Genomic DNA, 23,676 nt, shown 5'->3' with positions numbered 1-23,676 from the left:
CTCAGTGCTGATCGTAGTCGACGACCAAGCGGTCGCCCAAAGGGTAGCATTGGCAGGTCAGGACAAAGCCCGCTTCTACCTCGTAATCTTCCAGCGCGTGGTTGATCAGCATCTCGCAATCGCCCGTCGTCACCTTGGCCTTGCAGGTTGAACACACGCCCGCGCGGCAGGCGTGTGGCGCGTCAAGGTTTTGGGCGAGTGCGGCCTCAAGGATGGACATATCGCGGGTCATTTCGACCGTATGGGTGGTGCCGTCGATGGTGATCTGTGCCACGGTGCCCTGCGGTCCGGTTTGCGTCTTGCGCGCGGCCTTGCGGGCCAACAGCCCCTCTTGGCTGGCGCCAAACAGTTCGAACTTGATCTGATCCTTGCGCAAGCCGTGGGCAAGCAGGCTTTCGTTGATCGCCATCATCATTGGTTCGGGCCCACAGATCAGGGCGACGTCTACATCCGCAATATTGATCCACGACCGGAACAGGGCGGCACATTTGTCCTGATCAATACGACCGGAAAAGAGGTCGATATCCTGACCGGATTCCAACACGTGAACCAGCGTCAGCCGCCCCATAAACCGGTTCTTGAGGTCCTCCAGTTCCTCGCGAAACATGACCGTGTGGACGGCCCGGTTGGCATAGACCAGTGTAAACTGGCTGAGCGGTTCTCGGGTCAGGACGGTGCGCAGGATCGACAGGACCGGCGTGACGCCCGACCCACCGGCAAAGCCAAGGTAATGTTTGGCCTTGTCAGGTTCGATGGGTGCGCCAAACGTGCCCATGGGCGGCATCGCGTGCAGCACGTCACCCACTTGCAGTTCGGTGTTGGCATAGGTCGAGAACGCGCCGCCTTCGACCATCTTGATCCCCACCTGCAAGGTCCCGTCATCCACGCCCGAACAGATAGAATAGTTGCGGCGCAATTGGGTGCCGTCAAAATCCTGCCGAAAGGTCAGGTACTGGCCTTGGGTAAAACGAAAGGCCTCAGGGTCGTCCGGTTGCAGGGTCAGCACGACGGCATCGCGGATTGTGTGATGAATGTCGGTGACGGTGAGGGGGTGAAACTGGCTCATATGCATTTGAAGTAGTCAAAGGGTTCCAGACAGTCCTTGCAGCGCCATTGTGCCTTGCAGGGGGTCGAACCGAACTGGCTTATCCGCTCCACCGTCGTTGCATGGCAGCGGGGACAGCGGGCGGGCCCGCCCGCGGGCCTGGGCGGAGCGATGCCATAGGCTTCGAGCTTGGCGCGGCCCGCATCGCTGAGCCAGTCGGTGGTCCAGGGCGGCGCGATCTGGCGTTTGAGGGTGACGTGTTCGATACCCTTCGCGCGCAGCGCGGCCTCAATTTCCATGTCGATGACAGCTGTTGCGGGACAACCGGAATAGGTGGGCGTGACGGTGACCCGAAGCGTATCACCGTCCCATTGCACATCACGGACAATGCCAAGGTCCACGACCGAGATCACCGGAATTTCAGGGTCCGGCACGTCCGACAGCCAGCGCCAGATGTCGTCGAGCGGAACTTGGGTCGTCACCATTTTGCGTCCGGATAGCTGCGCGGCAGCACCTGCATGGTGGCCAGCATGTGGCCCAGATGTTCGGTATGCCGCACGCCTGTCTTGCCACCGAGATGAGCAAAATCGCTGGAGGGTTGGGTCAGTGTCGCCGCAGACAGTGTCGCGGCAAGATGCGCATCAAAGGCCGGGCGCAGAGCGGCCATGTCGGTCAGGTCATCTGCGTCCGCCTCGAACATTTCGCCCACATAGGGCCAGAGCCGGTCCAGTGCCGATTGCATCCGCGCATGACTTTCCTCGGTGCCGTCGCCAAGGGCGATGACCGTGTCGGTGGAACGTTCGCGGTGGTACGTGACCTCTTTGACGGCCTTTTGGGCAATGGCGCTGATGTCTGCATCGGTGTGGTGTGTCAGCGCCCTGAGGGCCTCAAGGTGCCATGTGTCAAACAGGAACTGCCGCATCATGGTCACGCCAAAATCGCGGTTGGGCTGTTCGACCAGCAGCAGGTTGCGAAAATCCCATGCATCGCGGTGAAAGGCGAGCGTATCGGCGTCGCGATCCTTTCCTTCACGCTGACCGGCGAGGCCCAGCCACAACTGCGTCTGCCCGATCAGGTCCAGCGCGATATTGGCCAGCGCGATGTCTTCTTCGAGCGCGGGGGCGTGACCGCACCACGCACTTAGCCGTTGGCCCAACACCAGCGTGCTGTCGCCCATCCGGAGAAGCCCCTCGATGCTCACATCGCCCCCACATCGTCAGGGATGTCAAAAAAGGTCGGGTGGCGGTACACCTTGTCGTCCGCCGGATCATAGAGCGACCCTTTGTCTTCGGGGGCTGAGGCGGTGATGTCCGCCGCAGGCACCACCCAGATGCTCACGCCCTCCTTGCGGCGGGTATAGACGTCGCGCGCGTTTTGCAGTGCGTGTTCGGCGTCGGATGCGTGCAGCGACCCAACATGGCGGTGCGACAGCCCGTGCTGCCCACGGATGAACACTTCCCAAAGGGGCCATTCATTGGACATGAATCTACTCCGCTGCGATGGCGCAGCGGCGCCATTCGGACATATCGACATATTCCCAGCCAAAGGCGTGGTCCGATGAGCCGTGCGATTGCAGATGGCGCAAGCGGTCCATTGCTTCTGTCAAGGTCGGGATGTGGTTATCGGGCACGTGCCACATAACGAAATGCGGCACCTTCATCGGGTCGAACCAATTCGGTCCCTTCTCGTAAAACCGGGCGTGGACCGTGTTGAACACATAGTGCCCAAGACTGGTCACATCGTCCCAGACAGACAGGTTTGCAATCATCTCGGCATCGCCGGGGACGGAGATATCAGTGGCGTTGCCGCTGTCGGATTTCATACGCCACACAAATCCCGGGCTGCGTTCGGCAAGGGCATTCACACGATCAAGGTTGTCCATAAACTCTGCCATGCGCGGATCATCGGTGGCGTAGCGGGCATAGCCTACGTTCAGTTCGGCAAGTTTCATTCCGCGGCCACCTTTGCACTGTGCCCTTTCGCAGCATGTGCCAGACGCGCCTCGCGGACCCATGCGCCGTCATCCCATGCTTTTTGCCGGGCCTCGATCCGCTCTGTGCTACACGGGCCGTTGCCCTTGAGAACGTCGAAGAACTCGGACCAGTCGGGGCCGGTGAAATCATATCCGCCCTTGTCCTCGTTCCATTTGAGGTCCGGGTCCGGGACGGTCAGGTCAAGATACGCGGCCTGCGGAACGGTCTGATCGACGAATTTCTGGCGCAGTTCGTCGTTGGAATTCATCTTGATCTTCCACGACATGGACTGTTCGGAATGCACGCTGTCGCTGTCCGAGGGGCCGAACATCATCAGCGACGGGTACCAAAACCGGTTCAGCGCGTCCTGTGCCATACGCTTTTGCGCCGCAGTGCCGTTTACCATTTTCATCATGATGTCGAAGCCCTGACGCTGGTGGAACGACTCTTCCTTGCAGATGCGCACCATGGCGCGGGCATAAGGGCCAAAGGACGTTCGTTGCAGCGGCACTTGATTCATTATGGCCGCACCATCGACCAACCAACCAACGGCACCCATGTCGGCCCATGTCAACGTGGGATAGGAAAAGATGGACGAATACTTCATCCGACCATCAAGCAGCATCTCGGTCAGTTCATCCCGGCTGACGCCCAGCGTTTCGGCGGCGCAATAGAGATAGAGTCCGTGACCGGCCTCGTCCTGCACTTTGGCCAGCAGGATCGCTTTGCGTTCAAGGCTGGGCGCGCGGGTGATCCAGTTGCCTTCGGGCAGTTGGCCCACGATTTCGGAATGGGCATGTTGGCCGATCTGGCGGATCAGCGTCTTGCGATAGCCTTCGGGCATCCAGTCCTTCGGCTCGATCTTGTCGCCCGCGTCGATGCGCGCCTGAAACGCGGCAAGCTGTTCGGGGTCGTCCTGCGTTGCCTCGGACTTGATCATTTGTGCGTACATGTGCCGCTCCTCCTGCCGTGAAAATACGCGCGCGGCGTGCTCAGATCAAATAAAATGTTACGAAATCCGAAAATATGGCGGAAAATCGTAACATATCACGTATCAATTCTTTCCTGCGGGGCGTTGATTTTTGTCGCGCGGTAAGAAACGGTAAGAATTGGGAAAGGGGAGGTCCTGCACGCTATGGGCGACGTTAAGGTCAAGAACATGGAGGAGTTCGCCGCGCTGAGTGGTATCTCGCGGCCAACCGTCTCCAAATATTTCAACGATCCCGGCAGTGTGCGGGCGTCCACGCGCGCCCGGATCGAAGCGGCGCTTGAGAAATACGACTACCGCCCGAACATCTTTGCGATGAACCAGAACCGCAAGCTGACCAAGAATATCGGTATTGTGGTGCCCTACCTTGCAGATCCGTTTTTTGCCGAGATTGCGCGCAATATCGAACAGCGGTGTATCGACTCCGGCTATCGGCCCACCCTGTTTTCGTCCCACGGCAATCCGGAACTGGAGATCGAAATTCTGGATGCGTTGCAGTCGCTGAAACCGGCAGGCGTATTGTTTGCGCCGCTGGGACGGGCCAGCAACAAAGCCGAGATCGAGAAATTCTGCAAGAACGTGCCCACCGTCCTGTTTGACAGCAATCTGGACGGTATTGGCGAGGCTTTCGTGGGTTCCGACAACTTTAGCTTTGTGTCGCAGACGGTCGAATACATGACCCGCACCGGTGCGCCGCCCAGCTTTTTCGAGATGCGCACCCCCGCCAACCCGAACGCCAACAAACGACGCGCCGCCTATATCGAGATGATGACGCGGTTGGGATTCGAGCCGCATGTGATTCAGGTCGACGGAGAAGGCTGGGCCTTCGAAGAGATCGGGCGGCGCGGGGCACATAAGGTCCTCGAAGACAAGAATCACCCAACCGACGCGATCCTGTGCAGCAATGACCGGCTGGCCATCGGATTCCTGTCCGCTTGCTACGAACGCGGTGTCAAAGTCGGGCGCGATGCTGACTGCGTGTTGCGGGTCGCATCCAATGACGACCACCCGTTTTCCAAGTTCACCTGCCCGGCGCTGACGACGGCGGCACATGACTATGACCGTGTGTCAGAGCACAGCGTGGACAGCCTTTTCGAGCTAATCGAGAACGGTAAGAGGCCCGGCACGCGGGCGGAAACACTGTTTCCCGCACGGCTGATCCTGCGGGCTTCGGCGTAGTAAAAGTTATCGCGCGTAAATTTTTATTTGACACCGCGACAAGATTGCACCTAACGTCACGGTGTAACATCCAAGTTTAGGGAGGATCGGATGTATTTCAGGAACGCACTTGGTGCGGTCAGCCTGCTTGCGCTCAGCACGAGCGCAGCACTCGCCGACGGCCATGCCGAATCGCTCACGATTGCGATCGTGAACAACGGCCACATGATCAACATGCAGAAAGTCGCAGAAGCGTACACCGAAGAAACCGGTGTGCAGCTGAACTGGGTCTCGCTCGAAGAAGGCGTGCTGCGCGAGCAGGTCACGTCCGACACCGCGACAGGCGGTGGCCAGTACGACATCATCAACATCGGTATGCAAGAAGCCCCCATCTGGGGTCAGGCCGGTTGGATCGAGCCGCTGAATTTCAGCGACGATTATGACGTTGACGACATCCTGCCCGCCATGCGCGAAGGTCTGAGCTATGATGGCCAGCTTTATGCCGCACCGTTCTATGGCGAAAGCTCGATGGTGATGTATCGCAAAGACCTGGCCGATGCGGCTGGCGTCACCATTGCCGACAATGACAGCTGGGAAAACGTCAAAGCGGCCGCGGCTGCGATGCACGACCCCGACAACGGCGTCTACGGTGCCTGCCTGCGCGGCAAGCCGGGCTGGGGCGACAATGCGGCATTCATCACAACCGTTGCGAACTCCTTTGGGGCGCGCTGGTTCGACGCGGATTATAAACCGCAGCTCGACTCGCCCGAGTGGAACGCGGCTGTCAGCTTCTATGTTGACCTGCTGAGCAACTACGGCCCTCCCGGTTCGGAAGGCAACTCGTTCAACGAGATCCTCGCTCTGTACAACGAAGACAAGTGCGGCCTGTGGATCGACGCCACAATCGCGGCTTCGTTCCTTGAGAACCCGAACGTTGCATATGCGCAGTCGCCCAACGCAGGTAACCCTGTCGGCGCGAACTGGCTGTGGGCATGGGCGATGGCAATTCCGTCCGGCACAGAAAACGCCGAGGAAGCCAAAGCGTTCATCGAGTGGGCCACGTCCAAAGAGTACGTGAAGGCCGTGGGCAACCACCCCGACTTTGGCTGGGACAAAGTCCCGACAGGTCAGCGTGCGTCGACCTACGAGATCCCTGAGTTCCAGGCTGTGGCCAAGTTCGCCGAAGCCGAGATGGCAGCGATCGACTCCGCCGCACCCGGCGCAACCGAGCTGAAGCCCTACGTTGGCGTCCAGTTCGTTGCGATCCCGGAATTCCCGGAAATCGGTAGTGCGTTTGGTCAGGAAATGTCGGCCGCTCTGTCCGGTGCCAAGTCCGTCGAAGACGCACTGGCCGCGGCACAGGAAGTCGCAGACTCCGTCATGCGCGAAGCGGGCTACTACTAAGCCGGCACGTCACGATCCGAAGGCCCGGTATATCCGGGCCTTCACCCCCACCGGATGATCGGATGCCTTGCCCGAGCGGGCCAAAATCCCGACACTGAAACCACAAGACTTTTTGAAACCACCGCACGTGGCGCGCAAATAGGTGCGCCAAGGCAGGAGAGTCATGTCCAACAGATCGCTCCCACGTCTGCTTCAGACACCAGCCGTCATTTTGCTGCTGATCTGGATGCTGGTCCCGCTGAGCCTCACGCTTTACTTTTCGTTCATCCGCTATGTTTTGAACAACCTGCGCAGGCCCGAGTGGACGACACCGTCTTTCAGCAACTGGCGGGGTTTTGGCAATTACGAATTTGTTCTGAACTCCAAGGATTTCCTTTTTGCCATTCAGAACAGTCTGCTCATCGTTGGCAGTATCCTGTTCTGCACCGTGATTTTCGGCGTGTTGATCGCAGTTCTGATCAACAAATCCTTTCCGGGACAGGGCATCGTCCGGGTGCTGCTGATTTCACCCTTCTTTGTGATGCCAGCGGTGAATGCCGTCCTTTGGATCAATATGATCCTTGATCCGGTGCTGGGCTTGCAGGGTCTTGCGGTGAACGGGATCAACGACATGATTGCGGGGCTGCGCAGTACGCCTGTGCTGGGCGCGTTCTTCTCGCTCTGGCCCGAATTTGAACCCATTTCCTTCCGCGCCACGCAAACTTCGGCCTATGCGGTCATCATCATGGTGACATGGCAATGGACGCCGTTTGCGGTGCTGATCTTTATGACGTCGCTGCAATCCGAGGATCAGCAGCAGAAAGAGGCGGCCATTCTGGATGGTGCCGGGGCGTGGTCGCAATTCAGGTTTCTGACGCTCCCGCATCTGGGCCGACCCATCGCCATCGTGGTGATGATCCAGGCCATTTTCCATCTGTCGCTCTACGCGGAGATCGAGATCGTGAGCCGCGGGAACGGGAACAAGAACCTGCCGTATCTGATCGGTGAATTTGCCAACAACAATATCGGTGCCGCCAGCGCCACGGGCATCTTTGCTGTCATCCTTGCCAACATCGTTGCCATCTTCCTGCTGCGGATGATCGGCAAGACATTGATGGAGTAGACCCATGGCCATCGTTGCAAACCAAACCAGATTCGGCACGTACGGGCGGCCTGTCCTTGCCTGGGTCGTGGCGCTGATCTTCTTCTTTCCGATCTTCTGGCTGGTCTTCACCAGCTTCAAGACGGACGCGGATGCGGTGAAGCCTGAACACCTGCTGTTCTTTACACCGACGCTCGATAACTACCTCAACATGACCGAGAACTATGACTATTGGCGCTTTGCCACCAATTCGGTCATCACCTCCGTATTTGCCACCGTCTTTGCGCTGGCCGTGGGTATCCCCTGCGCCTATGCCATGGCGTTCAACCCGTCGCGCGCCACCAAGGACGTGCTGATGTGGATGCTGTCGACCAAGATGCTGCCAGCGGCGGCTGTGCTCTATCCGATGACGTTCATCACCAAGAGCATCGGGCTTTTTGATACGCATTTCATGGTCATTGTCGTGCTGATGCTGATCAATCTGCCCATCGTGATCTGGATGCTGTTCACCTACTTCAAGGAGATCCCCAAAGAGATCATCGAAGCCGGCCAGATGGACGGTGTGAACACGTGGGGCGAGATCAAGGAAATCCTGATCCCGCTGGCGTGGGGTGGCATCGCCTCGACCGCGCTGCTCTGCTTTATCTTTTGCTGGAACGAGGCGTACTGGACCGTCCGGTTGACCACCACCGAGGCCGCCACCCTTTCGAAACTCATCGAAGGCAACCGCGCACCAGAGGGCCTGTTCTTTGGCCGCCTGTCTGCCGTGTCCGCCGCCGCCGTTGGCCCCATCGTTGTGCTGGGCTGGTTCTGTCAGAAACAACTGGTCCAAGGTCTCACCTTCGGCGCCGTGAAGTAAGGAAACATCATGGGACAAATCGTACTTGATAAAGTGACCAAGAGCTTTGGCGAGACCCAAGTGATCCCGCCTTTGGACCTGAAGATTGAGGACGGCGAATTTGCCGTGTTCGTTGGCCCCTCGGGTTGCGGCAAGTCAACCCTGTTGCGCCTGATCGCGGGGCTTGAGGACACGACATCCGGCAAGGTGCTGATCGACGACGAAGACGTGACGCAAGTGTCGCCCTCCAAGCGTGGTCTGTCGATGGTGTTCCAGACCTATGCGCTTTATCCGCATATGACGGTGCGCAAGAATATCGCCTTTCCGATGCGCATGGCAGGCATGAGCGAGCAAGAGCAGGAAGCCAAGATCAAGGCCGCTGCGGAATCGCTGAATCTGACCGACTATCTGGACCGCAAACCGGGCCAGTTGTCAGGTGGCCAGCGTCAGCGGGTCGCCATTGGGCGCGCGATCGTACGCGACCCCTCCGCGTTCCTGTTTGACGAGCCGCTGTCGAACCTCGACGCCGCGCTGCGTGTGGGTATGCGGCTCGAAATCACCGAGATGCACAAGCGTATGCAGACCACCATGATCTACGTGACGCATGATCAGGTCGAAGCGATGACAATGGCAGACAAGATCGTCGTGTTGCAGGCCGGAGTGATCGAACAGGTGGGCAGCCCGCTTGACCTTTATCACCGTCCGCAAAACAAGTTTGTGGCTGGTTTCATCGGTAGCCCCAAGATGAACTTGATCGAAGGGGTCGAGGCGGAAAAGCAGGGCGCGCATACAATCGGTATCCGCCCCGAACATGTGGAGATTTCGACAACCGAGGGTCTGTGGCAGGGCACCGTTGGTGTGGCGGAACATCTGGGGTCCGATACGTTCGTTCACATCCATGGCGTCCCCGGCTGTGACCCGATGACGGTCCGTGCCGCGGGTGAGTTCAGCGTGTCGCACGGCGACACCGTGTACCTGACGCCGAACCTCGCACTTTTGCACAAGTTTGATGACAAGGGTTTGCGGATCGAATGACGCGACTGGCAGGCAAATCGGCGCTGATCACAGGGGCCGCCCGCGGTATCGGGCGCGCCTTTGCCGAGGCGTATCTGCGCGAAGGGGCGCAGGTGGTTATTGCCGATATCGACATGGACCGGGCAACGGAAACGGCAGCGGATATCGGCGCTTTTGCCGTGCGCATGGACGTGACGGATCAGGCCAGCATCGACGCTGGCGTGGCCGAGGCCATTGGCCATGTCGGTCAGATCGACATCCTGATCAACAACGCTGCCATTTTTAACGCCGCGCCCATCGTCGAGATCACGCGCGAGGACTACGACCGTGTGTTTGACATCAACGTTTCGGGCGCGCTGTTCACATTGCAGGCAGTGGCGCGGCATATGATCGACCGTGGCATCAAAGGGCGGATCATCAACATGGCCTCGCAGGCGGGGCGTCGGGGTGAGCCGCTTGTCGCGGTTTATTGCGCGTCCAAGGCGGCGATCATCAGCCTCACCCAGTCGGCGGGACAGAACCTGATCAAGCACGGCATCAACGTGAACGCCATCGCGCCCGGCGTGGTGGACGGGGAACATTGGGATGGCGTTGATGCGTTCTTTGCCAAGCATGAGGGCAAGGCACCGGGCCAGAAAAAGCGTGAGGTCGGGGCGGCGGTGCCCTATGGCCGCATGGGCCGTGCCGAAGATCTGACCGGCATGGCGGTGTTCCTCGCTTCGGACGAGGCAGAGTATATCGTCGCGCAAACTTATAATGTCGACGGCGGCAACTGGATGAGCTGATGGACGATCTGGCCCAAACCCCCGCACCTGTGACGCTGTCGGATGCCAATCTGCACCGACTGCCAAAAACCGTGACACGCCCGACCTATGACCGTGCCGGGTTGCGTCCGGGCATTGTCCACATTGGGCTGGGCAATTTTCACCGGGCGCATCAGGCTTGGTATCTGCACCGGTTGATGCAAACCGGTGTTGCCCAGGACTGGGCCATCATCGGGGCGGGTGTCCGCGCCTATGATGCCACGATGCGTGACAAGCTGCTGGCACAGGACTGCCTGACCACGTTGATCGAGCTTGATCCGGCGGGCACTGCGGTCGAGGTCATCGGGCCGATGATCGACTACTTGCCGATTGACGAGACAAATGGGCCTCTGATCGCTGCGATGACCGATCCGCGCATCCGGATTGTGTCGTTAACGGTGACGGAAGGCGGCTATTTCATTGATCCGGCCACAGGCGGCTTTGATGCGGCCCACCCGGACATTCAGCACGATGCGATGCATCCCGATGCGCCGCGCACGGCCTTTGGCGCGATGATTGCCGCACTTGCGGCGCGGCGCATCGCAGGTCACGGGCCGTTCACGTTGCAAAGCTGTGACAACCTACAGGGCAACGGAGCGATCCTGCGTCAGACGGTGGTGTCGCTGGCACAGATGATCGATCCCGATCTGGCAAAGTGGATCGAGCGGCACGCAAGTTTTCCGAATTCCATGGTCGATTGCATCGTACCGGCAACCGGCGAACAGGAGATAGCGCGGGCGCTGAGCCTTGGCATCGACGATGCCGCCCCGGTCACGCACGAGAATTTTCGCCAATGGGTGATCGAAGATGACTTTTGCGCCGGACGCCCCAATTGGGATCAGGTCGGCGCCACATTGACCAATGACGTGCACGCCTATGAGGCGATGAAAATTCGTATGTTGAACGCGGGCCATCAGGTGCTGGCCAACGCGGGCGAGCTGTTATCTGTACCGACCATCGCTGCTTGCATGAGCGATGATGACATCGCCGCCTTCTTTGCCAAGGTCGAGGCCGACGAAATTGCGCCCTATGTGGACGCCGTGCCCGGCATCACGCCTGTCGCCTATCTCGACCTGATCACGCGCCGGTTTTCCAACCCCAGAATTCATGACACGACGCGCCGCGTCGCCTTTGACGGCTCTTCCCGGCACACCGGCTTTGTCCTGCCGATCCTGCGCGATGCGCTGGCGGCCAGTGCGCCGGTATTGGGCCTTGCGTTGGTCGAGGCGCTGTGGGCGCGTATGTGTGCGGGCACGCGCGAGGATGGGTCGCAGATTGAACCAAATGACCCGCATTGGGGCGATTTGGTTGCCGCCGCGCACGCCGCCAAGGCGGACCCCGCTGCATGGTTGGCGCAATCACAATTCTACGGGACCCTTGTAGATGAGCCGGTGTTTGCGGACGCGTTTGCCGACTGGTTAAATCACCTTTGGACCCATGGGACGCGCGCAACGCTGGACGCTTACCTGAACCGCTGACCGCGCGGCGTCACTTCGGATCAATCACCTGAAACTTGACCGCAAAAACGCCCTGCGGCAGGACCATATCCAATGCCTCGGGCAAGTCGCTTGTGGTGAGAACGATCACCCCTTCGTCCCCGTGCGCGGCGTCCGGTGACAGGACAAAGTCGAAGACAAAAATGCTCTGCGTCCCCGGAATGCGGTCCGGGGAAAAAACCATGGTCCACCCGCGCGGTTCCACCAATGTGCTGACGCCCGCGTCAAAGGTCCAGACCGCTGGGTTGCCGGGCAACTGCACTTGCAGAGGATAGCCTATGCGCACTTTCTGGGTGTGCGGTGGCGCGCCTTCGCGCCCTTCGACGTTGTTTTGCTGCGTAAAGATGTAGGGACGCTTGTCCAATGTATCGTTGTTCCAGTGCGGGTACTGCGTTTCGGCGGACAGCGTGTCGGTGACCACCAGCACCACCAGCGCGATGGCCGCCACGATACCACCCACGCGCCGCAACTGGGTCCGGGTCAGGCGCTGCATGTCTGATTGTCCTCCGGCAGTTCATAGGGGTCGGAACCGGGTGGGCAAATCAGCATGTTGGCCATCATCCCGTTATCCTCATGTGGCAGGATGTGGCAGTGATAGACGGTCTTGCCGTCCACATCCGGTCGGAAATACATGCGCACGGTGATCTGTCCCTTGGACGGCAGTGCGATCACGTCCCACCACGTGTCGTCATAGATGGGCTGGCCGTTGATCTTGACCACCTGAAACGGATTGACGTGAATGTGGAACGGGTGCTGAAACACGTCCTCATTCACCAGCGTCCACTCTTCGACCGTGCCTGCCACGACATGCTGGTCAATGCGGTCGAGGGCAAAGACCTTGCCGTCGAGGTAGAACTGCACAGGCGGCAGCCCTGTGCCGTGTTGACCACCGTGATCCGATCCGTCCACAAACGCGCCCTTGGCCAAGTTGCCCGAGATTTCGCCCTTGAACGTCACGGTGCGTTTCTGGACGACCGGAAGGTCGGGCATGGTGGGCGGCTCAACCAATGTGGTGGGCACGGGGTCAGATTTAATCTCGCCGCCGACCTCCATCGTGCCAATGACCCAACCCGGTCGTGCGCCGCCCGGGTGCCCCTGTTCGTATTCAACCGCGCGCAGTTTGTATGTGCCCGGCTGGCTGCCCTTGATCAGAAATTCGGCCCGGTTTCCGGGTGCCATCAAGATGCGCTTGACCGGCTTGGGCGTGGCAAAGGGGATGCCATCCTGTGCGATCTGGTAAAAGTCGTGCCCTTCGAGATCCAGCCAGTAGAACCGGTGCGGGGCCGCCGCCAGCATCCGCCACCGCTGCACTTCGCCCGGCTGAATGTCGATGACGGGCTGCAATTGCCCGTTCAGTGTCAGGATGATGTCGGTGGGCATAGACGGGATCGACGTAAAGGGTGAAAACCCCGCATTGGGCGCGATCATCGCGCGTGGCACCTCGCCTGCGGGGTTCACCAACAGGGCGTTCATGACAATCACCCGTTCCTTGGCGCGCGCGATCTCGGGCACTTGGTCGATGTCGCCTTCGACAACGATAGCGCCGGACAGACCCTGCCACGCCTGATGCGTTGTGCTGCCGTGACGGTGCGGGTGATACCAGTACAGGCCCGCCGGTTGTGGCCGCCCTGTCTCTGGGCCGGGCACGGCATATCTGTAGGGCTGCGGCGGGTCGCCCGGACCGACCTGCTGATAGACGTTGTCGCCACCCGGCTTGGGCGACACTTGCAGCCCGTGGGTGTGAACATTGGTGAACTCAAGCTGGTTGAACGCGGCGATCTCTTCTTTGGTTGCGCCGTCGGGGATGCCGTTTGGCACCATCCGGTTGATCAGGTTCCATTCAAACGTGTCGCCCGGTTTGATCCGCAATGTCGGTCCGGGAAGCGATCCGGCCTCCATATCGGCAAAGCGGTAGGCGGGCACCTTTATGGTGCGTTTGCCCACCTGAAACACGCCCATTTCGATGATCAGGTCCGTGGACAGGTGCGTGCCGTTTGCGCGCAATTCGGGCAAGCTGCGCAGAGCGTCCCCGGTCTGTGCCATGGCTGTGGACACACCAAGCGCCTGCGCGCCCACAGTCGCCGCAGCGGCCCGCTGCATAAATGTGCGTCTGTCCATACGCCCCCCAAAAACCTGATCGTCATAAAAATTCAACCACAGGGTATACCAAAACCGCGACTGAACAAAGCGATTGCGGGTGTTGGGGCGTCAGGTGGTGTGATCAGCTGTAGCGTTCAGGGCCTTCCCATTGCACGGCAGAGTATCTGTCGCCATGGGCCCAGCCCACAGGCAGAACCGCGTCTATTTGGGCGAAATCACTGTCGCTCAGGGTGATTTCGGTGCCCCGTATCAGCTCGGCCAGATGATCCACGTTCTTGGTCCCCGGAATGGGCAGCACGTGGTCGCCGCGCGATATAACCCATGCAATGGCGAGGCTTGCTGCTGGTACGCCCATTTCTGCCGCGAGCGTGCGGAACGCGTTCGTAGCGGCGATGTTCGCGCTGTAGTTCGGTTCGACAAAGCGCGGGTTGTTCTTGGTGAATGCCATGGATTGCCCCCGTTCGTAGCTGAACGGCGCATCGGTCAAAAACGCGCGCCCCACAGGCGAAAACGCCACCAGTGTCGTGCCCAGTTCGGCGCAGGCCTGAATCAGCCCAAGCTCGGGCGCGCGGGTGGACAGTGAATATTCAGACTGGACCGCGGCAATGGGACATTCCGAGGAGGCGCGGCGCAACGTGCTTGGCGCGACCTCGGACAGACCCACGGCACGGGTCTTGCCACTGTCAATCAACTGTTTGAGTGTGCCAGCAAGGTCTTCGGGGCTGTGTGCCGTGTCGTAACGATGGATATAAAAGAGATCCACGTGATCCACGCCCAACCGCGCGAGGCTGTCGTCCAGAGATGCCGTCAGGTGGTCCGGATCGTTGTTGAACCGGCGGTCAGCATTGCCTGTGATGCCCGCCTTGGTGGCTAGGATCAGACTGTCACGTTTGCCGGGATTCGCAGCGAACCAAGTGCCAATCATCGTTTCGGACCGCCCGCCGCCGTAGACATTCGCGGTGTCGATATGGGTCACACCTGCGTCCCAACAGGCGTCCAGAACGGCGTGGCTTTCGCCCTCGGTTGCGTCGCCGTAAATACCGGCGAAGGACATCGCACCAATCCCGAATTGCGACAGTCGCGGGCCGTTTGCACCCAGTTGGATCGTTTTCATTATACGTCTCCCGGCGGTTAGACAAAGAATGCTGCGGGTTAGACAGACCAGTTCGAGTATGGCTTGCCCGTGATCTGGCGCAGGCGGTTGGCGTCGGCGCGCACGTCTGCCTCGATCCGGGCGCGCAGGGCGTCCGGAAAGGCAGGCGGTTTGCGCGATTTACTCAGGGCCAGTGCGCCACGGATACGGTCGCGCATGTCGCGGCTGATCAGTCCCGCGATCCTGCGACCGACGGGAGATTGGGCAAAGCGCAGGATAGGCGCGGGCACCTTGGAGATTTCGGCGCTGTCGTTCTTGGCGCCATGTGCATCCAATACATGCCGTGCCACACCAATATGGTCGGTGATCTGGTTCATCACCGCTTGCGGATCACGCACGAGGTCGTCGAAATCAAGGATTAGGATCGCCTCGAGCGGGAAGTGTTCCAGATAGCCCTCGAGCTGCTTGGCATAGAGACTGCCATCAAGGATATGGGCGTATTCGTGGCTGTCCTCGAACCCGTCGAGATTAGGAGACAGAGACCCCATGACGACACTGTGGCTGAACTGCGATTGGGCGCGTGCCACGGGATCGCGCAGAATGTAGATCAACTTGGCATCGGGGCAGATGTCCGCCATACGGGCGGGCACACCCGGAAAATCGCGTGACTTGGTGTAGTTCGGGCTGGCCTCACCGCGCACGGCATCAGGTCGCGAAAACTGTGCTCCGTACCAGTCGCGTCCTTGCGACCAGTTCTTTTCCGCGACGAAGAAGTCGGTTTCCTTGTCGCGCGACATGTCGACGTCCGGGTGCAGCGCCAAATCACGGTAAAGCGTCGTCGTCCCGGACTTCATCGCGCCAATGATGATAAAATGCGGCAGCAGCGGCGCGGTCATTTGGCAGGCTCCTTTGGGGTCGGGTCGACAGCAGCACCATAAAGCACGCTTTGCCGCAGCCGCAGGCATCCTGCACAGACACCCGTGTGCATTGTGCCGCGCATCAGCCAGAAGGCGCGCTTGGCCATCACTGGCCACGACAAAACCGCGCGGATGTAACAATAGGCCGCCTTTATCGCAGCCGTGCCAAACAGTTTGATCCGTGCTGCGCCGCCGGTTGCAACCGCCGCATAGCTTTGCCCGATGCGGTAGCGTCGGCGCATCAGCCACGACAGGGTCAGACGTGCGGGCGGCACGTCCTCGCGTACAATGGACCCGTCTGCGATGGCATAGCGCGCGCCCATCCTGCGCAGCCGAAAGAAGAATTCGGTGTCCTCTCCACCGGAACGGCCACGCTCGATCTCGAACCGCTGGTCACGCCATGGTGCGTCGCCCCAGCGCAAAAGCGCGTTGCAAGTGTGGCCGGTTTCGACCACCTCCCCACGAGGTGCTGCGAATTGGGAATGAAAGTCGCCCTCGACAATCCAGTCCGGCGCATCGGGGCTGTAGTTGGCGCGGGAATGGCCAAATACGGCGTCCGCATCGGTCGCTTGCGCACAGTCCACCAAAGCGGTCAGCCAGTCAGGCTCCACGATTTCGTCATCGTCCAGAAAGGCAATCCAGTCTGCTGTCGCAGCTTCCAACCCGCCATTTCGCGCGATGGAGATATTGGCCCCCGGCACGTGGCGATACAAAACGTTGAGACCGGTTTCCTCTGCGACATCCGCCACCACCCCTTTGGCAGAGGGCGTATCGTCATTGTCGATAACGATGACACGCAGGCTTGCACCCGTGGGGACGTCTGCGCGCGCAATAGACCGTATCGTGTCGGCCACTTGGGGGCGGCGGAACGTACACAGGCAAATGTCGATCTTCATAGCGCGCCCAAACCTGTTTTCTGTCGGATGACCTGCCAGAGGAACCCAGCGCCCCAGACCATATGCATGACCAACAGAGCTGGCCCAACCCAAAGCGCGCAGACGCTGCGCTTGTGGATCAGGGTGCGCGCCGTGACAGCACCGAGGATCGCAAGATACGCGAGCGGCAGCAGTAGCATCCACGGTGCCAACGGAGACAGCAGAATGGCAAGCGTATTGACCGCAAACACAGCGGGCGGGATCATCTGGCGCACGCGTGGCCGCAATTTGTGCTTGAGCACCGTCTGCGCGCGTCCCTTGCCGTAGCGCCAGTATTGCAAGGCCAGCCGTCGCAATGTCGGGCGCATCACATATCCCAGCCGGATCGACGCATCGAGCCAAATGCGACCGCCAGAGGCGATGATCCGGTGGTCCAGTTCGGCATCTTCGTTGGCGACAAAACCGGTGTCGTACCCACCCACCGCGCGGAATGTCTCAAGCAGGAAACCGGCGTGGTGCCCATGATCCACCCAGCCGGACGTCGCGCCGCCTCGGTGACCAGACCCGCCAGAGCCCAGCTTGGTTTCCATCGCCCATGCAGCACCCTTTTGAAAACAACCTTCGCCGACGGAATCCATAACCGTGGCAAGGCCGTCGGCGCCGCGCTCCATCAGGCTGGCAGCCACGTCCAAGACGTAGCCGGGTGGATAGTGGGAATGGGCATCAACGCGCACCAGAATGCGGTGCTGGGGTTCTGCCATTTCGGACACGACGCGATTGATTGCGCCGGATTGCAAGCGATCCGGGTTGTCGATCAGTCGCACATTGTCGTGGCGCGAAGCGATATCGGCCACGATGTCCCGTGTGGCGTCGCTGCTTCCGCCATCGGCCACGACGATCCTGAGGGCCGCACCCGCGCCCCGCAACAGGTCATACAGCGTGTCTGCGATGTAGCGTTCTTCGTTCAGGGTCGGCACTGCCACAAGGATCGTGGCCGGGTCGACGGGATAGGGCGTCGCATCCGTCATGTGCGGGCCTGCTGCACTTGGTTGATGACATCCGTCAGATCGTCGGGCGACTGGACAAAATCGGATGCAGGCCGGTTCAGCAACGCGTGACTCCGTTCTGCAATCTTGGTCCGATCCAGCGATGCGAGCAGCGCTATCAGGGCGTCCGGTGTCGCGCTGTCTGTCACCCAACCAAGGTGATCCTCCGCCACGCGGCGCCCCGTTTCGGTTGTGGATACGGCAAGGCTGGGGCACCCGGCCCAACTTGCCTCGTAAATCCGGTTGGGCAGCAACCAGTCAGAATTGTTGCCTGTCTGCCAAAGGTCCTGCGCCCAAACCAGATCAAGCCCGCCGTAAATCTGTGCCAAATCCCCCGGATATTCATAGGGTCCGTGCAGGATCATGTTTGGATGCGCGGCAAGTGTCGCGTCGAAATCGGGCAGGGCGTGGCGGTGTACGATACCGTGGATATGCACCTCGACCGCGTTACCCAATTGATCCGCAACAGCGGCGAGCAGCGCGAGGCTGGGTGCACAGCGGATTGTGCCGACCCAGCCAAGCCGCAAGGGCGCTTCAACGTCAGAAGCGGTCCGTATTTTCGGGCGGTCGGGCAGAGCCGTGCCAGCGGCGAGCTTGTTTTCCCACAAGGCCCACGGGCCATCATAGTCCTGGAGCGGTTTAAAATAGTTGCGGATAAAGCCGGGCGACGACACCACCAGCATCTGTACTCCGGCCAGCAGGCGTCGTTCCGCCGCGCGCATCGCATGGGACTTGGGCCCATCGCCACAAAGCGCGCCGTTGATGTCGAGGCATTCATAGACCAACGGCACGTGTCCCGCACCAGCCATGGCCCGCGCGGCCCATGCAATCGCCACCATGTCGAGGTTGCGCGCGATGATCATGTCCGCAGCACGCAGACGTGCACGATGTTTTGCCATTTTGACAACAGAGGCGGCGACAATCGCCGCACGCTTGGGGAGGTTTTCATTTTCAGTCATGAACAGGTGTGTGTTTGGCCAGTCCGGCTCAAAATCCTTGTTCATGTTGTCACGTCGCATAGTGAAGCTGTGGACGTTGTGGCCCAGACCAATCAGCGCGCGAATGCGTCTGATCTGCGAGATTTCGGCCACATCGAATCCAAACACCTCGATGCGCAGCCCGTCTGTCCGGGGATCAGATGCAGCCATCATGTGACGTGGACGCTGCCGGGGTGGCAGCCCTGCGTGGCAGAGGGAAAGGCAACGGCGTAATTCATGTCATCTCTGCTGGTTCTTGTGGCAGCGTCATCGCCGGTCGGGCTTAGCTGTAATAGTCGATCATATCGTCCCGGTTGAACCAGCGGTATTTCCGGATATTGGCCCGCGAAAACAGAACACCCAGAATACGATCCTTGGACACGAGGCGCTGCCGGAAAACGGACATGACCTGGCTTCTTGGTGTTGATCCCCAGCGCACCATGTAAACAAGGTGGTCACTGAGTTTGGTCAGCAAACGCGTGTCCGCAACCCCTTGGGCCGGCGGAAGATCCAGAATGATATAGTCAAAGTATTCGCGGAAAAACGACAGCATGTTTTCGATGCGTTTCTGATCGCGCAGCATGGTCACAGGCGTTTCGCCTGCACCGGAATTGCCCACCACGGCAAGGTTCGGGAATTCGGCGACAGGCATGACCATCGACAGGGCATCCTTGGGATTGTCGAGGAAATCGGACAGTTCATTGGTGCCCGGCAATACCGGCTCCAACAGTTTCGACATCTGCTTGGAGGCAAGATCAAGGTCGATGATAGCGACACGTTCGCTTTGCTGGGCAAGAAAGCTGGCAAAGTTAAACGAGGCGGTTGTTTTACCCTCGCCCCGTGTCGTGGAGGTAAAGCCAACGATCTGACATTGCGCCTCTTCTTCGGACGTGTCGCGTTGCAACATCAGTTGCACGTGAATGGCGCGCATTGTCTCGGCGCTGACCGATGTCGGTCTGTTGCTGGCAAAGCCAAGCCGTTGCCCGGCGCGCGACAGCTTCTTCCATCGTGGTCCCGGCAAGATTTGTTTGCCGCCGGTCAGACGTTTCCACAGGCTTTCGTTTTGCTGTTCCGACCGGAAAGAGGGCACAAGGCCCAGATATTGCAGACCCAAGTCGCGTCCGATTTCATCATAGGCGCGGAAGCTGCCATCCAGCGCTTCGCGTAGCAGGATCAGGCTGACCGCCAGAACCATCGCGCCAAATACCGCAAGCACCACGATTTGACGGGACTGCGGCGCGGACTTGCGGTCAGGCGGGACGGCCCATGCGATCACACGGGCCGAGGTTGCGTCGAAAGTCAGCAATTGGGAGGAGCTGTTGAATTCTTCGAGCAGGCGTTCATAGAGCTGACGTTTTGCGTCCGCTTCACGCTCAAGATTGCGCAGTTCAACAGTCTGGCGGATGTTATCGCTATATTGTCCGCGCAAGTCCGAGATTACGATATCTGTGGCGGCCACTTGCCGCGCCAGTGCATCGGCACGGGTGGATAGGCGATCACGGACCTGCCGGTATTCATCAAGGATCAGCGCGCGGATCTGATCCTGTTGCTGGCGGTTGGCCTGCATGACAGGCGCGTCTTCGGCCCAGCTGACCAACAGCTCCTGTTCCTCGCGCAGCAACTCTGCGTATCGCTTCTGGAATTCATCAAGCGCATTGGAACGCTCTTCGGCGGGGACCTGCACTGCCTCTATGTTGCGAGCCTCAATTTGCTCGGTCAGTTGTTCAACCTGCACCTCGATCACCAGCAATGCGCCGCGCAGGCGTATCAACTCTTCGATGGATGCATTCAGAGCGATTTCGGTGGGCAACAGTTCGCCTTGCAGGGCAACCAATTCGTTGTCGCCGCGAAACTCTGCCACAGCCGTTTCGGCCTCACGGACGGAAATCTCCAGTGCTTCGATGCGCTCGGACAACCAATCCCGTGTGCGCTCGACCACTTCGACTTGCTGTTGCCCAGACGCCGTGAGGTATTCGCGCATCAACGTGTTTACGGCCTCGGCAGCAAATACAAGATCAGGGGATGTATATGAGATATCAATGACATAGCTGTCGCCCGCACGCTCTGCCTTGAACCCACGAACAAAGCTGCGGCGCAAGGCCTCGCGTTGGCGTTCGGCCTGTAGCCCGCCGGGCAACGCGTCGCCCGTCCCGGCCGGAGCAGCATCGAGCCCGATCAACTGGGTCAACCATGCCCGGATCGACATGCCACCGTCGTCCTCGTCTTCCTCGGTGCGTTCGCCAAAGCGGAGGGTTTGCATCGTCCGTGTTGTCACCTCACGAGAGGTGAGCACGCGCAATTCACTGTCAACAGTGAGCGCATCCAGCGAGCCGATGGCTGGGTTCACCTTGGACCCACTTTCCAGCGCCTGCCCGACCCGCGGGTCAATCAGCAGTGCACCGTTCGCCGTATAAAGCGCGGTGGCTGTCAGGACATAGTAGATCGATCCGCATATCGACAGTAGCAGGCAGGCCGCGAGGATCCTCCAGTTGCGGAGGAGCTTGAGCCACGTGCCACGCAGAACATCCCCCATGTCGATTGACGGGAGAAACGCGTCTCGATCGGACAATTCGGGGCGCATCTGCGAGATCCGATCCACATTCATGTGTTGAACCTGAGTGAGTATAATCTAACCACTGAAAAGGGCAAACCTTGCATTATTGTCAACTTCTTAGCGCGGATCGTCCCCGTTGTGGGTTCGAATTGGCACAAGGCGTGTAAATATCCAACAAAGCCATGGTGTGCTTGCGCAGGAGATCAGCAGATTTTGTGCAAATCCGCTGGAGAGGTGAGGGTTTGGCACAGAGTCGCGAATCGTCAAAGAATCACGTGTCCCGTTCGTGTCGGCCCTGGGCGTGGATTTCCCGCACTGGTAGAACTGGCGGGCAACGCCGTCATATTTTGCACCAATTTCAGGTCACTGACCGGAAATCAGACAAATCAGATGATTGTCTACGTATAGTCATCAGATTGTGATTCATTAATAGATTTTGCGTGAATGAGAAACGCAAATACCCGTATTGCGAGAAGTTCGTGTTTTTGTAGCAATTTGGAATATGAATTTCAGTCATAGGTAGAATTACAATTAAGTGCAAAATATCGCCATTTTATTGACACAAAGCGCTTTTGGGTATTTTTAAAGGTGGGGTTTTAAGAAAAATGGGAATACGGAAATGTACTGGTCTTTTTGGCAATTCATTTGCTACTTGTGGTGGTCCCACAAAGAATATTTTGAAAATAAATGTGAGGACGGGTGCGGCGAAAGCGGATCCGGCCTGCAAAAAATTGTCATTGGGTCGTGCTGGTCCGATACATACACCGGGTCTTCCAAGAACGAGCTGATCCTTGGCCTTTGGGGCGACGACACGCTGGACGGCGGCGGTGGCCACGACTTTATCCGTGGTGGCAGCGGCAACGATTCGCTTTTGGGTGGCGACGGCGAAGACACGCTGTTGGGCGGATCGGGTGACGACACGCTTGAAGGCGGCGACTGCAACGACCTTTTGATCGGCGGCAGCGGTGACGACTTTATGTCCGGCAATACCGGCGATGACGTTCTGCGCGGCGGCAGCGGCGACGACCGGTTGGGCGGCGGTGCTGGCGACGACATGCTGTTCGGTGGTGACGGCGACGATTTCCTGAACGGTGGCGTTGGTGACGACACGCTCGAAGGCGGCGCAGGCAACGACACGATCAAAGGCGGCGGCAGCACAGGTGGCGATGACCTGATCGATGGCGGCGACGGTGACGACTCGATCCTTGGCGGCAACGGCGATGACACGATCACGGCAGGCGACGGCGATGACTTCATCAACGCAGCAAGCGGCGATGATGTGATCTTTGGCGGTCTGGGCAACGACTCGATCGTGTCTGCACCGGGCACCGACATCGTTTCGGGTGGCGGCGGCGCTGACACGTTCCTGTTCACCGGTCAGATCGGCCTTGGCACCACGATCATCACCGACTTCGATACATCCGAAGACATGATCGACTTTGCCGGGATCAATCCGAACAACCTGATCACCAGCGAAAGCGTCGATGGTCTGCTGCTGGAAAACGCGCTCGGTACCGAGAGCATTTTGCTGCAGAACCTTGGGTTGGCGGATTACGACGACATCATCTTTATCTGACGTCGTTGGTATCCAACAAAAACGGGCTGCCGGATCACATCAGATCGGGCAGCCCATATTCGTCTGGCAACGCATTCAACGAGCGGAGATGGCCCGCATCTGGCGGCGCACCGCACCCGCGACCCGCTTGATCATACTGCGCTTGCGCTTGTCGTTGCGGTGGGGGAATTCGACCTCAGGGATATCAATGCCCAGAAACGGGCAGATCACGTCCCACCCGTGCCCTTTGGTGATGTCAATCTCAAGCAACTTGCCCTCGCGCCCCGCGAAATAGGCGCGGACTGCATCGTTATGGGCCAGCATCGTCGCCTTGTAGTGTTCTTCGTTGCCAAAGGGCATCCCACGGCCTTTCCCATAGATCAGTTCGCGCATCGGCGTGGACCGCGCGCCAAAGTGGGAAACCTGCGACTTGACCCAGCGGTCCGCATCGCGCGTGGTTAGGATGAACTTGGCGTCCGGCCACATCTCGTCCATCTCGCGATAGACGAGGGGCCAAGGGTTGTCCTGAAAGCTGTCGTATTCCTTGGACAGGTCCTGCGCCAATGTGACGTAGGTGTCAGCGATGTCGCGGTCGTCCGTGTTGTTTGGCCCGGTGACGGACATTCCAAGCGCCTTGAACGCCACGGCAAGAGATGTCGTGCCGGTTTTGTGAAATCCGATCCCAAAGACTTTCATGATTCAATCCAGGTTGATTCGACCAATGGCGCGCAGTGCAATCGGCGGGCGGGCCCGACGGTG

At 59.4% G+C, this 23,676-nt stretch carries 23 protein-coding genes; 8 read left to right on the top strand and 15 right to left on the bottom strand.

The genetic code is table 11. The features are described 5' to 3' along the window. Position 1 precedes the first annotated feature (1 nt). The 6 genes from Q1A85_RS01790 to paaA are packed head-to-tail and all read right to left on the bottom strand — an operon-like array spanning position 2 to position 3,970. Positions 2-1,066, bottom strand: coding sequence for a 2Fe-2S iron-sulfur cluster-binding protein (locus Q1A85_RS01790; RefSeq protein WP_299684435.1), 1,065 nt, complete (start codon positions 1,064-1,066; stop codon positions 2-4). Continuing rightward, entirely contained in the window at positions 1,063-1,530 is a 468-nt protein-coding gene (paaD, locus tag Q1A85_RS01785) for a 1,2-phenylacetyl-CoA epoxidase subunit PaaD (protein WP_299684433.1), read from the bottom strand. Before paaD ends, Q1A85_RS01790 begins: the two co-directional genes overlap by 4 nt. Further along, a complete protein-coding gene (gene paaC / locus Q1A85_RS01780; RefSeq protein WP_299686326.1) occupies positions 1,524-2,222 on the bottom strand; it encodes a 1,2-phenylacetyl-CoA epoxidase subunit PaaC in 699 nt (232 codons plus the stop codon). The genes paaD and paaC overlap by 7 nt, the downstream gene beginning before the upstream one ends. Positions 2,223-2,242: 20 nt before the next feature. Then, entirely contained in the window at positions 2,243-2,527 is a 285-nt protein-coding gene (paaB, locus tag Q1A85_RS01775) for a 1,2-phenylacetyl-CoA epoxidase subunit PaaB (protein WP_299684431.1), read from the bottom strand. Positions 2,528-2,531: 4 nt separating this feature from the next. Next, the gene (locus Q1A85_RS01770) at positions 2,532-2,996 is read right to left on the bottom strand and encodes a DUF3291 domain-containing protein (protein WP_299684429.1); all 465 of its coding nucleotides are present in this window, start codon (positions 2,994-2,996) and stop codon (positions 2,532-2,534) included. After that, positions 2,993-3,970 carry a 1,2-phenylacetyl-CoA epoxidase subunit PaaA gene (gene paaA / locus Q1A85_RS01765; RefSeq protein WP_299684427.1) on the bottom strand — a complete coding sequence of 326 codons (978 nt, stop codon included), beginning with the start codon at positions 3,968-3,970 and terminating at the stop codon, positions 2,993-2,995. The genes Q1A85_RS01770 and paaA overlap by 4 nt, the downstream gene beginning before the upstream one ends. 183 nt (positions 3,971-4,153) lie before the next feature. Here paaA and Q1A85_RS01760 point away from each other — a divergent pair, with 183 nt between their 5' ends. The 7 genes from Q1A85_RS01760 to Q1A85_RS01730 all read left to right on the top strand — a co-directional run bounded on the left by Q1A85_RS01760 (position 4,154) and on the right by Q1A85_RS01730 (position 11,782). Next, positions 4,154-5,185, top strand: coding sequence for a LacI family DNA-binding transcriptional regulator (locus Q1A85_RS01760; RefSeq protein ID WP_299684425.1), 1,032 nt, complete (start codon positions 4,154-4,156; stop codon positions 5,183-5,185). 90 nt (positions 5,186-5,275) lie between these two features. Further along, entirely contained in the window at positions 5,276-6,568 is a 1,293-nt protein-coding gene (locus tag Q1A85_RS01755) for a sugar ABC transporter substrate-binding protein (protein ID WP_299684423.1), read from the top strand. A gap of 163 nt (positions 6,569-6,731) precedes the next feature. Continuing rightward, positions 6,732-7,670, top strand: coding sequence for a sugar ABC transporter permease (locus Q1A85_RS01750; RefSeq protein ID WP_299684421.1), 939 nt, complete (start codon positions 6,732-6,734; stop codon positions 7,668-7,670). Positions 7,671-7,674: 4 nt separating this feature from the next. Then, the gene (locus Q1A85_RS01745) at positions 7,675-8,508 is read left to right on the top strand and encodes a carbohydrate ABC transporter permease (RefSeq protein ID WP_299684419.1); all 834 of its coding nucleotides are present in this window, start codon (positions 7,675-7,677) and stop codon (positions 8,506-8,508) included. Between the two features lie 9 nt (positions 8,509-8,517). Continuing rightward, on the top strand, positions 8,518-9,522 hold the full coding sequence (locus Q1A85_RS01740; protein ID WP_299684417.1) for an ABC transporter ATP-binding protein: 1,005 nt from the start codon (positions 8,518-8,520) through the stop codon (positions 9,520-9,522). Then, positions 9,519-10,286, top strand: a complete 768-nt coding sequence (locus tag Q1A85_RS01735; RefSeq protein ID WP_299684415.1) for an L-iditol 2-dehydrogenase — start codon at positions 9,519-9,521, stop codon at positions 10,284-10,286. The genes Q1A85_RS01740 and Q1A85_RS01735 overlap by 4 nt, the downstream gene beginning before the upstream one ends. Beyond that, a complete protein-coding gene (locus Q1A85_RS01730) occupies positions 10,286-11,782 on the top strand; it encodes a mannitol dehydrogenase family protein (RefSeq protein WP_299684413.1) in 1,497 nt (498 codons plus the stop codon). The genes Q1A85_RS01735 and Q1A85_RS01730 overlap by 1 nt, the downstream gene beginning before the upstream one ends. A 10-nt stretch (positions 11,783-11,792) precedes the next feature. Here the strand turns inward: Q1A85_RS01730 and Q1A85_RS01725 are convergent, their stop codons facing one another. The 8 genes from Q1A85_RS01725 to Q1A85_RS01690 all read right to left on the bottom strand — a co-directional run bounded on the left by Q1A85_RS01725 (position 11,793) and on the right by Q1A85_RS01690 (position 21,413). Continuing rightward, on the bottom strand, positions 11,793-12,293 hold the full coding sequence (locus tag Q1A85_RS01725) for a hypothetical protein (RefSeq protein ID WP_299684411.1): 501 nt from the start codon (positions 12,291-12,293) through the stop codon (positions 11,793-11,795). Beyond that, positions 12,281-13,918, bottom strand: coding sequence for a multicopper oxidase family protein (locus Q1A85_RS01720; RefSeq protein WP_299684409.1), 1,638 nt, complete (start codon positions 13,916-13,918; stop codon positions 12,281-12,283). The genes Q1A85_RS01725 and Q1A85_RS01720 overlap by 13 nt, the downstream gene beginning before the upstream one ends. A gap of 103 nt (positions 13,919-14,021) precedes the next feature. Beyond that, positions 14,022-15,014, bottom strand: a complete 993-nt coding sequence (locus Q1A85_RS01715; protein ID WP_299684407.1) for an aldo/keto reductase — start codon at positions 15,012-15,014, stop codon at positions 14,022-14,024. A gap of 38 nt (positions 15,015-15,052) precedes the next feature. Beyond that, a complete protein-coding gene (locus Q1A85_RS01710; protein ID WP_299684405.1) occupies positions 15,053-15,889 on the bottom strand; it encodes a sulfotransferase in 837 nt (278 codons plus the stop codon). Further along, complete coding sequence (locus tag Q1A85_RS01705; protein WP_299684403.1) at positions 15,886-16,806, bottom strand: glycosyltransferase family 2 protein; 921 nt, start codon at positions 16,804-16,806, stop codon at positions 15,886-15,888. The genes Q1A85_RS01710 and Q1A85_RS01705 overlap by 4 nt, the downstream gene beginning before the upstream one ends. Next, on the bottom strand, positions 16,803-17,813 hold the full coding sequence (locus Q1A85_RS01700) for a glycosyltransferase family 2 protein (protein ID WP_299684401.1): 1,011 nt from the start codon (positions 17,811-17,813) through the stop codon (positions 16,803-16,805). Before Q1A85_RS01700 ends, Q1A85_RS01705 begins: the two co-directional genes overlap by 4 nt. Beyond that, a complete protein-coding gene (locus tag Q1A85_RS01695) occupies positions 17,810-18,982 on the bottom strand; it encodes a glycosyltransferase (protein WP_299684399.1) in 1,173 nt (390 codons plus the stop codon). The genes Q1A85_RS01700 and Q1A85_RS01695 overlap by 4 nt, the downstream gene beginning before the upstream one ends. Before the next feature lie 109 nt (positions 18,983-19,091). Further along, on the bottom strand, positions 19,092-21,413 hold the full coding sequence (locus Q1A85_RS01690) for a polysaccharide biosynthesis tyrosine autokinase (protein WP_299684397.1): 2,322 nt from the start codon (positions 21,411-21,413) through the stop codon (positions 19,092-19,094). Between the two features lie 568 nt (positions 21,414-21,981). On the opposite strand from Q1A85_RS01690, the gene Q1A85_RS01685 reads away from it, so the two are divergent. Beyond that, positions 21,982-22,938 carry a calcium-binding protein gene (locus Q1A85_RS01685; protein WP_299684395.1) on the top strand — a complete coding sequence of 319 codons (957 nt, stop codon included), beginning with the start codon at positions 21,982-21,984 and terminating at the stop codon, positions 22,936-22,938. A 75-nt stretch (positions 22,939-23,013) separates the two neighbouring features. On the opposite strand, the gene Q1A85_RS01680 is transcribed toward Q1A85_RS01685, so the two are convergent. Further along, positions 23,014-23,613 (bottom strand): sulfotransferase family protein, encoded by a 600-nt coding sequence (locus Q1A85_RS01680; protein ID WP_299684393.1) that lies wholly within the window; start codon positions 23,611-23,613, stop codon positions 23,014-23,016. Positions 23,614-23,676: the final 63 nt, after the last annotated feature.

The sequence above is a fragment of the uncultured Tateyamaria sp. genome (assembly GCF_947503385.1).
Taxonomy (GTDB): domain Bacteria; phylum Pseudomonadota; class Alphaproteobacteria; order Rhodobacterales; family Rhodobacteraceae; genus Tateyamaria.
The sequence above is the reverse complement of the archived record's forward strand: the minus strand, read 5'-3'. Positions and strand labels throughout refer to the sequence as shown.

Coding starts and splice junctions, on each gene's coding strand:
- Q1A85_RS01790 (WP_299684435.1), bottom strand. CDS start 1,066: ATGAGCCAGTTTCACCCCCTCACCGTCACCGACATTCATCACACAATC.
- paaD (WP_299684433.1), bottom strand. CDS start 1,530: ATGGTGACGACCCAAGTTCCGCTCGACGACATCTGGCGCTGGCTGTCG.
- paaC (WP_299686326.1), bottom strand. CDS start 2,222: ATGGGCGACAGCACGCTGGTGTTGGGCCAACGGCTAAGTGCGTGGTGC.
- paaB (WP_299684431.1), bottom strand. CDS start 2,527: ATGTCCAATGAATGGCCCCTTTGGGAAGTGTTCATCCGTGGGCAGCAC.
- Q1A85_RS01770 (WP_299684429.1), bottom strand. CDS start 2,996: ATGAAACTTGCCGAACTGAACGTAGGCTATGCCCGCTACGCCACCGAT.
- paaA (WP_299684427.1), bottom strand. CDS start 3,970: ATGTACGCACAAATGATCAAGTCCGAGGCAACGCAGGACGACCCCGAA.
- Q1A85_RS01760 (WP_299684425.1), top strand. CDS start 4,154: ATGGGCGACGTTAAGGTCAAGAACATGGAGGAGTTCGCCGCGCTGAGT.
- Q1A85_RS01755 (WP_299684423.1), top strand. CDS start 5,276: ATGTATTTCAGGAACGCACTTGGTGCGGTCAGCCTGCTTGCGCTCAGC.
- Q1A85_RS01750 (WP_299684421.1), top strand. CDS start 6,732: ATGTCCAACAGATCGCTCCCACGTCTGCTTCAGACACCAGCCGTCATT.
- Q1A85_RS01745 (WP_299684419.1), top strand. CDS start 7,675: ATGGCCATCGTTGCAAACCAAACCAGATTCGGCACGTACGGGCGGCCT.
- Q1A85_RS01740 (WP_299684417.1), top strand. CDS start 8,518: ATGGGACAAATCGTACTTGATAAAGTGACCAAGAGCTTTGGCGAGACC.
- Q1A85_RS01735 (WP_299684415.1), top strand. CDS start 9,519: ATGACGCGACTGGCAGGCAAATCGGCGCTGATCACAGGGGCCGCCCGC.
- Q1A85_RS01730 (WP_299684413.1), top strand. CDS start 10,286: ATGGACGATCTGGCCCAAACCCCCGCACCTGTGACGCTGTCGGATGCC.
- Q1A85_RS01725 (WP_299684411.1), bottom strand. CDS start 12,293: ATGCAGCGCCTGACCCGGACCCAGTTGCGGCGCGTGGGTGGTATCGTG.
- Q1A85_RS01720 (WP_299684409.1), bottom strand. CDS start 13,918: ATGGACAGACGCACATTTATGCAGCGGGCCGCTGCGGCGACTGTGGGC.
- Q1A85_RS01715 (WP_299684407.1), bottom strand. CDS start 15,014: ATGAAAACGATCCAACTGGGTGCAAACGGCCCGCGACTGTCGCAATTC.
- Q1A85_RS01710 (WP_299684405.1), bottom strand. CDS start 15,889: ATGACCGCGCCGCTGCTGCCGCATTTTATCATCATTGGCGCGATGAAG.
- Q1A85_RS01705 (WP_299684403.1), bottom strand. CDS start 16,806: ATGAAGATCGACATTTGCCTGTGTACGTTCCGCCGCCCCCAAGTGGCC.
- Q1A85_RS01700 (WP_299684401.1), bottom strand. CDS start 17,813: ATGACGGATGCGACGCCCTATCCCGTCGACCCGGCCACGATCCTTGTG.
- Q1A85_RS01695 (WP_299684399.1), bottom strand. CDS start 18,982: ATGATGGCTGCATCTGATCCCCGGACAGACGGGCTGCGCATCGAGGTG.
- Q1A85_RS01690 (WP_299684397.1), bottom strand. CDS start 21,413: ATGAATGTGGATCGGATCTCGCAGATGCGCCCCGAATTGTCCGATCGA.
- Q1A85_RS01685 (WP_299684395.1), top strand. CDS start 21,982: ATGTACTGGTCTTTTTGGCAATTCATTTGCTACTTGTGGTGGTCCCAC.
- Q1A85_RS01680 (WP_299684393.1), bottom strand. CDS start 23,613: ATGAAAGTCTTTGGGATCGGATTTCACAAAACCGGCACGACATCTCTT.